Below are 9,331 nucleotides of genomic sequence, written 5' to 3' on the forward strand. Positions count from 1 at the left end.
GCGCTCGATCCAGGATGTAGTGCCCTCCGGCCGCGACGAGGGGACTCTTTCCAGGATTTAGCGCGATCACCGGCGCCCGGCGCCCGACACGACCGCGATCACCCGCGCCCGGCGCCCCACACGACCGCGATCACCGGCGCTCGGCGCCCGAGGCGACCGCGATCACGGCGGGCGGCGGCGTATCCGCACGGGCTGCCCCGACCCCGAGCAGGTGACGGCACTTGTCGCAGCCGTAGCCCCGGCCGTGACCGCCGATTCCGGGAGATGCGGTCTCGGCACCCGCCTTCCAGTGGTGGCATTGCACCAGAGCCCGTACCTGCCAGGGAATCACTCGGCATACTTGCTTGTTCAAGCAATTAACGATGGGTTCGACGAGAGGTTCAGCCGTCCCACGTCCATGACATCACCGCAAGAACCGGAGGTACCGACATGAAACGTCTCGAAGGGCGCGCCGCACTGGTCACAGGCTCGACGAGCGGAATTGGGCGCGGTGTGGCGGAGGCGATGGCCCGCGAGGGTGCCATCGTCGTCGTGACCGGACTCGGCGCGGAGCAGGGTGCTCAGATCGTCGACGGGATCGTCGCGGAGGGTGGCATCGCCCACTTCGTCGAGGCAGACCTCTCCGCGGGTGGGTCCGAGATCCGCCGCCTCGCACAGGAGGCGACGGCCCTGGCGGGTCGGCCGATCGACATCCTGGTCAACAACGCGGCCTTTCTCGTGCCGCCGCACCCCATGACGGAGTCGACCGAGGAACAGATCGACCTGGTGCTGGAGGTCAACGTCAAGGCCCCGTACCTTCTGACGGCGGCCCTGGTGCCCGGCATGGTGGAGCACGGCGGCGGCTCGGTGATCAACATGGGCTCGATCGGCGGTGTGGATGGAATCAAGTTCACCTCGCTGTACGGCGCCAGCAAGGCAGGCCTGCACTCGCTGACGAGGTCGTGGGCCGCGGAGTTGGCCGCCGACGGCATTCGGGTGAACACCGTCGCCCCCGGACCCACCATCACGGAGTCAAACGAAGACCTCCGCCCCATCCTGGAGAAGCTCGCCGAGAACAACCCGGACAGGCATACGGGCACGGTGCAGGACACCGCCGCGGCGGTGATCTTCCTCGCCAGTGAAGAGGCGTCACACATCCACGGTGTGCTCCTCCCCGTGGACGGCGGGGCCCTCGCGATCTGAGGACCGGCCGGCTCGGCGCGTCGGCGCCGAGCCGGCCCCCCGGCAATTGATCAGGATCGGTCAGGCCTGAGGGACCATCGCGAGGAGGCAGGAACTTACCCCTCTACTTGAGCTGCCCTGCGGTGAGGCCCGCCTGCACCTGGCGCTGGAAGGCCACGTAGACCGCGAGCACCGGAAGCACCGCGATGCTCAGCCCGGCGAAGAGCCGAGCGTAGTCGCCGGCGTAGCCCTGGCTGACCGAGAGCGCGAACAGCCCCTGCGCCAGCATCCACTTGGACTCGTCGCCCTGCAACAGCACCTGCGGCAGCAGGAACTGGTTCCAGTGGCTGAGGAAGTTGAAGATCGCCACGCTGATCATTCCCGGACGGGCCATGGGCAGCATCACCCGGAAGAAGAGCCGGAAGTGACCGCAGCCGTCGACAAGTGCGGCTTCCGCCACCGAGGTCGGCAGGGTCCGGAAGAACGCGGTCAGGAAGAACACCGTGAACGGCAGCGAGTAGGCCGCGTACACGAGGATCAGCCCCAGCCAGGTGTTGAAGAGGCCGGCGTTGCGGACCACGAAGAAGAGCGGCACCAGGGCGAGGAACACCGGGAACATGAGGCCGCCGACGAACAGGTAGTAGACGACCTGGCGGCCACGGAACTCGTACCGGGCGAAGACGTACGCGGCGGTGGCGCCCATCAGCATGGTGAGGCTGACCGAGCCGGTCACCACCACCAGGCTGTTGAGGAAGTACCGGCCGATGTGCGCGCCGGTCCAGGCCCGCGCCCAGTTGTCCAGGTGCAGCGCGCCGGGGAGCCCCCACGGGTCGGCGAGGATCTCGCCGTTGGTCTTGAACGAGCTGATGAACATCCACAGCAGTGGCAGTACGGTGAGCAGGCCCCAGAGCAGCAGGAAGCCGTGCGAGAGGGCGTTGGCCACGCCGAGTTCCCGGCGTACCGGGCGGTCCCGGCTGGCAACCGGGGTCGGGGCGGTCGCGGTGGGCTGGTCCAGAGTGGTCAAGAGTATTCGATCCGTTCGCGCCGGCCGACCCGCAGCGACAGCACCGCCACCGAGAGGGTCAGGAAGAACATCACCACGCCGATCGCGGAGGCGTAGCCGAACTTGGTCTCGCTGCCGAAGGCGGTGTCGTACATCCGGACGCCGATCACGTCGGTGGAGAAGTTCGGCCCGCCGTTGGTCATCAGTTGCACGAGGATGAACCCGTCCAGGGCGAAGATGGCCAGGTAGACCCAGGCGACCTGGACGGTGTCCCAGAGCAGCGGCAGGGTGACCCGGCGCAGGGTGGTGAACCGGGACGCGCCGTCGAGCAGCACCGCCTCGTAGATCTCCTTCGGTACGGCCGACATCGCCGCGCCGAACAGCACCACGTAGAAGCCGACGTTGCTCCAGACCATCACCGCCAGTACGCACCAGAAGGCGGTGGCCGGGTCGCCGAGCCAGGTCGGCGCGGGCAGGCCGACGGCGTGCGCGGCGCTGGTGAGCAGCCCCTGGTTGGGGTGGTACACCTCCTTCCAGAGCAACGCGATGATCACCACGGAGAGCACCTGCGGGAAGAAGTAGACAGTCCGGTAGAGCGCGCTCCCGCGTACGCCGGTCACGCCGGCGCTGCCCTTGCGCCCGCCCATGGCGAGCATGGTGGCGAAGAAGAGCCCGAGCACGATGGTCAGCACCGGCACCAGACCCAGCAGGATCGCGTTGTTCTTCAGCGCGTTCCACACGTAGTCGTCGTGCCAGAGGGTCTTGAAGTTGGCCAGGCCGACCGGGTTGGCGTCCGCCGAGTAGCCGAGCCAGTCGGTGGTGGAGATCTGGAACGCCTGCAGGTACGGCGAGACGACGAAGAACACGTACAACAGCACCGGCGGCACCAGGAACGTGACGATCAGCGGCCACTTGCCATGTTTCACGAGAGGGACCTTTCCGTCGGGGTACGGCCGGTGGGGGCGGACCGCTCCCCCACCGGCCGGGCGGGTCAGGCCGCTCGCTTGTACTTCTTGATCGAGCTGTCCTGGGCGATCGAGTCGGCGCCCTTCTGGCACTGTTCGAGGAACTCCGCGGGGCCGATCCGGCCGCTGAAGAACTCGCCGCACGCGGCGTCGACGAGGTTGCGCTCCAACTTGCGGTAGAAGTTGTTGTAGACCCAGTTGAAGCCGTTGGCGCCGGACGCGTCGAGGGCCTTGACCACGGTGCTCAGCCCGTACGGCAGTTCGACGCCCTCGGTGGCGCCGGCGACCACGGTGAGGCTGGCGACCTTCTTGGTGAAGTCCTGGGCGCCCTTCTTGGAGAGCATGGTCCGGAAGTACTCCAGGCCGCCGGCGACGTTGCGGGCCTTGGCCGGCACCATGAACGGTTCCCCGGCGGTGCCGCGGATCGCCTCGAACGGCAGCTTGTCGCCGCTGCCCAGGCTCGGCGTAGGCCCGATCGTCATGTTGAACCCGGCCGGGGTGACGTCCTTCTGCTCGCTCTCCAGCCAGGAGCCGCAGGAGATGAAGGCGGCCTTGCCCTGGCACCAGGCGGTCTGCGACTGCTTGTGGTCCAGGCCGGGCGAGCCCTCCAGGATGTACTTGTCCTTGACGATCTGGTGCCAGGCGTCGGCGGCGGTCCGCATCGAGTCGGACTTCCAGGCGTTCGGCTCCAGGTTGTCGATGGCGGTCGCCACCGACGGGCCGCCGAGTTTGATCGCGGTGGAGATCAGCGGCCAGCTCATGTAGCGCGGGTGCAGACCGGCGTACGTCCAGGGGGCGATGCCGGCGGCCTTGATCTGCTTGCAGAGCGCGATGTGCTCGTCCCAGGTCTTCGCGTACGACCAGCCGCGGTCGGCGAAGAGCTTGGCGGAGTGCCAGATTCCGTAGGCGGTGTACGTGTAGTTGAGCACCAGGAACTTGCCGTCGTAGGAGCCGACCTCGACCGCGCCGGGCAGCAGGGTGTCCTTGACCGTCTTGCCGGGGATGTCGAGGCTCGGGGCGGCCAGCAGGTCGTCGAGGCCGGCGAGGGCGTTCTGGCTGACCAGGCCGTTGAAGTCGATCTGGCCGGAGCCGGAGTTGTTGACCACGTCCGGCGGGGTGCCGTCGACGAACCGCGGCTGGAGCGTCTTGCTGATCTCCTGGGTGGAGGAGTGCTTGATCTTCGCCTTCGGGTACTTCTCGGTGTACATGGCCTCGTGGGCCTTGGCGTACTCCTCACCGAAGCCGCCGCCGAAGATCACCACCTCGAGTGGGGCGTCCTCCTTCACGCCGAGCGGGTTCTGCGCGCTCTTGGTGCCCTGGTAGGTCTCGGCATCGTTCTTGTCACCGCCACCGCCGGTGGCGCAGCCGGACAGCAGGCCGGCGGCGGGGGTGGCCAGGAGGCCGGCGGCGACGCTGCGCCGCAGGATGTCACGCCTGTTCATGGGTTCTCCTCGGGTCGGGTCGGGCGGATCGCCGGTCTGTGGGGGGAGGCGTCCGTCGCGCGAGGGGCGGTAGTTCTCTTCAGTTCATGCTCTGTTGCTGAAGAATTTCTACGACAGCCGGGCTCGGACTTCAAGTCCTGACGGTCGAACCGTTATCACCACCAGCCGCCGCCGGGTCGCCTAGCCTGAGGCGATGCGCCGTCTGCGCCAGCTGGCCGAGCGCACCCCGGCTGGGCGGGAGCGGTACGTCGACCTGCTCCGCGCGCTCGCCATCACCATGGTCGTTTTCGGACACTGGAGCGTCACGGTGATCGGGCGCGACGCCGCCGGGCAGGCCACCGGGCACTCCGCGCTCGGCGACCTGCGCTGGGCGTACCCGCTGACCTGGCTGGCCCAGGTGATGCCGGTCTTCTTCCTGGTCGGGGGCTACGCCAACGCGGCCTCGCTGACCCGGCTGCGGGCCCGCGGCGGCGACGCCGCCGGCTGGCTGATCGACCGCAGTGCCCGCCTGGTCCGCCCCACCAGCACGCTGCTGCTGGTGCTCACCGCCACCGCGGCGGTCGCCTGGCTGCGCGGCGTCGACCCGACCCACATCCGCGAGGTGTTCTGGTTCGCCACCATCCCGCTCTGGTTCCTGGTCGCCTACCTGGCGGTGGTCGCGCTCACCCCACCGATGTACGCGCTGCACCGCCGCCTCGGCCTGGCCGTACCGCTGGTGCTCGTCGCCCTGGTCGGCCTCGGCGACCTCGGCCGGCTGAACGGGCCGGAGGAGCTGAGCTACGGCAACTACCTCTTCGGTTGGCTCGCCGTCCACCAGCTCGGCTTCGCCTGGCACGACGCCCGCGCCACGCCGCCGCCCGCCGGTCCAGCCACGCCACGACCAACGAAGGCGGGTCCAACCGCGCCACCACCCGCCCAGACCGACGCTGCCGGGCCGTCGACTCCCGACCGTCCGGGGGTACGCCGACGGCGGCTGCCCACCTCCCGCCGGGCCGGCCTGGTCTTCCTGACGGGCGGGCTGGGCGCGGTCCTGCTGCTCACCGTGCTCGGCCCCTGGCCGGTGGCCATGCTCAAGGTGCCCGACGAACGGCTCGACAACGCCGCGCCGCCCAGCCTCGCGTTGCTGGCCGTCGCCGCCGGCCAGCTCGGGGTGATCCTGCTGCTGCGCGGCCCGGCCGAGCGGCTGCTGAGCCGCACCGGGCCGTGGCAGCTGGTGATCGGGGTCAACCTGGTGGTGCTGACCGTCTTCCTCTGGCACCTGACCGCCGCGATCCTCCTGATCGGGTTGCTCGACGCGGTCGGGACGCTGCCCACCCCGGCGGTCGACACGGCCGCCTGGTGGGCCTGGCGGGCGCCCTGGTTGCTGCTGCTCAGCGCCGTCCTGGTGGTGCTGGTCGCCATCTTCGGGCCGGTGGAGGCGCGCAGCGGCCGGCACCGTGCCGGGCGGCGAACCCCTCGGAGCACCCCGGCCCGGGCGGCGTCGGCGGTGGCCGGCTACGCCGCCGTGGTGGCCGCGCTGCTTGTCAACAGCACCACACCGCAACACGCCCCGGAGCCGCTCGGCACGCCCGTCCCGGCGCTGGTGGCGTACCTGGCCGGGGCGGGCGTGCTGCGACTGCTCAGGTCTGGGTGGGGAACCCGAGGTTGACCCCGCCGTGCCGCGGATCCAACCAGCGGCTGGTGACGACCTTGCCCCGGGTGAAGAAGCGCACCCCGTCCTCGCCGTGGGCGTGCAGGTCACCGAAGAGGGACGACTTCCAGCCGCCGAACGAGTGGTACGCCATCGGCACCGGGATGGGCACGTTGATCCCGACCATGCCCACCTCCACCTCGTGCTGGTAGCGCCGGGCCGCCCCGCCGTCGTTGGTGAAGATCGCCGTGCCGTTGCCGTACGGGCTGGCGTTGACCAGGTCCACCGCCTCGTCGTACGAGGCGACCCGGACCACGCTCAGCACCGGCCCGAAGATCTCGTCGGTGTAGATCGACATCTCCGGGGTCACCCGGTCGAACAGCGTCGGGCCGAGCCAGAAACCGTCCGGGTCGCCGTCCGGCGTCACGTCCCGCCCGTCCACCACCGGCACGGCGCCGGCGGCGACACCGGCGTCCACGTAGGAGCGCACCTTCGCCGCGTGCGCGGCGGTCACCAGCGGACCCATGTCGCAGCCCCGTCGGCCGTCGCCGGTGCGCAGCCCGGTCACCCGTTGGGCGATCCGCTCGACCAGCGCGTCCGCCACCGGCTCCACCGCCACCAGCACCGAGATGGCCATGCACCGCTCCCCCGCCGAGCCGAACCCGGCGTTGACCGCCGCGTCGGCGGCCAGGTCCAGGTCGGCGTCCGGGAGCACCACCATGTGGTTCTTCGCCCCGCCGAGCGCCTGCACCCGCTTGCCGGCGGCCGTTCCGCGCTGGTAGACGTACCGGGCGATCGGGGTGGAGCCGACGAACGACACCGCCCGCACCTCCGGGTGCTCCAGCAACGCGTCGACCGCCTCCTTGTCGCCGTTGACCACGTTGAGCACCCCGTCGGGCAGGCCCGCCTCGGCGAACCACTCGGCCAGCAGCAGCGCCGCGCTCGGGTCCTTCTCGCTCGGCTTGAGCACCACCGCGTTGCCGCAGGCCACCGCCACCGGCACGAACCACAGCGGCACCATCACCGGGAAGTTGAACGGGGAGATCACCGCGACCACCCCGAGCGGCTGCCGGATCGTGTACGAGTCGACCTCGGTGGACACGTTCTCGCTGAACGCGCCGCGCAACGCCGACGGCAGGCCGCACGCGTACTCGATGACCTCCAGGCCGCGCTGCACCTCGCCGGCGGCGTCGGCGAGCACCTTGCCGTGCTCGGCGGTGATCACCTCGGCGAGCCGGTCCCGCCTGGCGTGCACCAACTCCCGGAAGGCGAACAGCACCGCGGAACGTCGCGCCAGCGACGCGTCCCGCCAGGCCCGCGCCGCGCGGGCGGCGGCCTGCACCGCGACGTCGACGTCCGCGGTCGAGGCCAGCTCGACCTCGGCGGTACGCCGACCGGTCGCCGGGTCGAACACGTCGCCGCGCCGCTCCGACGCGCCGCCGACCCGCTTGCCGTCGACGAAGTGACCGATGCTCATGCCGCCGCCCCCGCCGTGGTGCGGATCGCGTCGACGAGGATCGCCAGGCCCTCCCGGGCCTCATCCTCGGTCAGCGTCAACGGTGGACCCATCCGCAGCACGTTGCCGTAGAGACCGCCCTTGCCGGCCAGCAGGCCACCGTCCCGGGCGGCTTCGAAGACCCGGTTGGTCAGCGCCGGGTCCGGCTCACTGGTGCCCGGCCGGACGAACTCGACGCCGAGCATCAGCCCCTTTCCGCGTACCTCGGCGACGCAGTCGAGCCCGCCCACGGCGGACCGCAGGCCGTCGGCGAGGATCGCGCCGACGCGGGCCGCGTTCGCCTGCAGGTCGTGCTCCAGGAGGTAGTCGAGCACCGCGTTGCCGGCCGCCGTGGAGATCGGGTTGCCGCCGAAGGTGGAGAAGCTGATGGCCGGCACCGATTCCAGCACCTCGGCCCGGCCGACCACCCCGGCGAGAGCGAAGCCGTTGCCGATGCCCTTGGCGAAGGTGAGCAGGTCCGGGGTGATGCCGTGCGCCTGGTAACCCCAGAAGTGCTCCCCGGTACGCCCCCAGCCGGTCTGCACCTCGTCGGCGATGAACAGGATGCCGTGCTCGTCGAGGACCTTCTTCCAACCGGCGAAGAGCCCGTCCGGCGGGTACACGAAGCCGCCCACGCCCTGGATCGGCTCGGCGATCAGCGCGGCCACGTCACCGGCGGTCTGGGTGGCCAGCACCTCGCGCAGGTCCTCCACCGCCGCGTCGACCTGCTCGTCGGCGCTGAGCCGGGCCAGCAGGCCGCGCACCCGGTCACCGGAGTGCAGCCAGGCCACCTGGAGCGGGTTGAGGCCGCTGGCCGACCAGTTGCGGTTGCCGGTGACGCCCATCGCCGCGTACGACCGGCCGTGGTAGCTGTTGCGCACGGCCAGGATCTGGTGCGAGCGGCGGTGGTTGGTGGCGACCAGCAGCGCCGCCTCGTTCGCCTCGGTGCCGGAGTTGGTGAAGAACACCCGGGCGTCCGGGATGCCGGAGCGCTGGGCGATCTTCTCGGCCAGCTCCACCTGTTGCCGGATCAGGTAGAGGGTCGAGGTGTGCGCGATGCCTGTGGCGAGCTGGCGCTCGACGGCCTCCCGGATCTCCGGGATGTCGTACCCGATCATGTTGGTCAGCACGCCGCCGAAGAAGTCCAGGTAGCTGCGCCCCTGCGCGTCGGTGACCCGGCGGCCCGCGCCGGAGACCAGCTCGATCGGCTCGGCGTAGTACAACGGCATCCAGGACGGGAGTACGGCCCGGTGCCGGGCCAGCAGGTCGTCGGTCATCGTGGCAACCCTTCAGCGGCGTTCGTGGATACCGCACGCTCCCACCGCCGGCCAATGCGAACAACTGTCAGCCTGTAGCGCAAGGACGTCCCCACCTGACAGCACGTCAACGATTTCCACGGCAAGGGTTGGCCTCGACCCATGATTTCCGCAGCACTCATGGGAAAAGACCACTCGATCCGCAGCCTGGCCGCCCACCGCTACCCTGGGTCGGTCCACTGTCGCCGGGGAGGCAAAACGTGCGCATCGAAGAGACGATCGCCGAGCTGGAGCGCGTCGCCGCCCGCGAGGTGGGTCGGGGCAGCGAGGCGCTGGCCGAGCCCGCGGCGGGCGGACTGCTGGCCGCCGCCCGGTCGCT

At 70.3% G+C, this 9,331-nt stretch carries 7 protein-coding genes; 2 read left to right on the forward strand and 5 right to left on the reverse strand.

Translation table 11 applies throughout. The features are described 5' to 3' along the window. Window positions 1-429: 429 nt before the first annotated feature. The gene (locus PSH25_RS26025) at window positions 430-1,182 is read left to right on the forward strand and encodes an SDR family NAD(P)-dependent oxidoreductase (protein ID WP_238661554.1); all 753 of its coding nucleotides are present in this window, start codon (window positions 430-432) and stop codon (window positions 1,180-1,182) included. Window positions 1,183-1,285: 103 nt separating this feature from the next. Here PSH25_RS26025 and PSH25_RS26030 read toward each other — a convergent pair whose 3' ends face one another. From PSH25_RS26030 to ngcE, 3 genes are all read right to left on the reverse strand, one after another. Further along, on the reverse strand, window positions 1,286-2,185 hold the full coding sequence (locus PSH25_RS26030; RefSeq protein WP_238661555.1) for a carbohydrate ABC transporter permease: 900 nt from the start codon (window positions 2,183-2,185) through the stop codon (window positions 1,286-1,288). Then, window positions 2,182-3,090: a carbohydrate ABC transporter permease gene (locus tag PSH25_RS26035; RefSeq protein WP_238661556.1), complete on the reverse strand. Its 909-nt coding sequence runs from the start codon at window positions 3,088-3,090 to the stop codon at window positions 2,182-2,184. The genes PSH25_RS26030 and PSH25_RS26035 overlap by 4 nt, the downstream gene beginning before the upstream one ends. 65 nt (window positions 3,091-3,155) lie before the next feature. Then, window positions 3,156-4,571 (reverse strand): N-acetylglucosamine/diacetylchitobiose ABC transporter substrate-binding protein, encoded by a 1,416-nt coding sequence (gene ngcE / locus PSH25_RS26040; RefSeq protein ID WP_238661557.1) that lies wholly within the window; start codon window positions 4,569-4,571, stop codon window positions 3,156-3,158. A gap of 193 nt (window positions 4,572-4,764) precedes the next feature. Between ngcE and PSH25_RS26045 the strand changes: the two genes are divergently transcribed. Beyond that, window positions 4,765-6,219 carry an acyltransferase family protein gene (locus tag PSH25_RS26045; protein WP_238661558.1) on the forward strand — a complete coding sequence of 485 codons (1,455 nt, stop codon included), beginning with the start codon at window positions 4,765-4,767 and terminating at the stop codon, window positions 6,217-6,219. Here the strand turns inward: PSH25_RS26045 and PSH25_RS26050 are convergent. Both PSH25_RS26050 and PSH25_RS26055 read right to left on the reverse strand, forming a co-directional pair. After that, window positions 6,191-7,678, reverse strand: a complete 1,488-nt coding sequence (locus tag PSH25_RS26050; RefSeq protein WP_238661559.1) for a CoA-acylating methylmalonate-semialdehyde dehydrogenase — start codon at window positions 7,676-7,678, stop codon at window positions 6,191-6,193. The two genes, PSH25_RS26045 and PSH25_RS26050, sit on opposite strands and share 29 nt — an antisense overlap. Next, window positions 7,675-8,973 (reverse strand): aspartate aminotransferase family protein, encoded by a 1,299-nt coding sequence (locus tag PSH25_RS26055; protein ID WP_238661560.1) that lies wholly within the window; start codon window positions 8,971-8,973, stop codon window positions 7,675-7,677. The genes PSH25_RS26050 and PSH25_RS26055 overlap by 4 nt, the downstream gene beginning before the upstream one ends. Window positions 8,974-9,331 lie beyond the last annotated feature (358 nt).

This window comes from Micromonospora foliorum, from assembly GCF_022229015.1.
Classification (GTDB): Bacteria; Actinomycetota; Actinomycetes; order Mycobacteriales; family Micromonosporaceae; genus Micromonospora; species Micromonospora foliorum.

Bases quoted from the DNA above. Each gene is read 5' to 3' on its own strand.
- PSH25_RS26025 (WP_238661554.1), top strand. From the start codon at position 430: ATGAAACGTCTCGAAGGGCGCGCCGCACTGGTCACAGGCTCGACGAGC.
- ngcE (WP_238661557.1), bottom strand. From the start codon at position 4,571: ATGAACAGGCGTGACATCCTGCGGCGCAGCGTCGCCGCCGGCCTCCTG.
- PSH25_RS26045 (WP_238661558.1), top strand. From the start codon at position 4,765: ATGCGCCGTCTGCGCCAGCTGGCCGAGCGCACCCCGGCTGGGCGGGAG.
- PSH25_RS26050 (WP_238661559.1), bottom strand. From the start codon at position 7,678: ATGAGCATCGGTCACTTCGTCGACGGCAAGCGGGTCGGCGGCGCGTCG.
- PSH25_RS26055 (WP_238661560.1), bottom strand. From the start codon at position 8,973: ATGACCGACGACCTGCTGGCCCGGCACCGGGCCGTACTCCCGTCCTGG.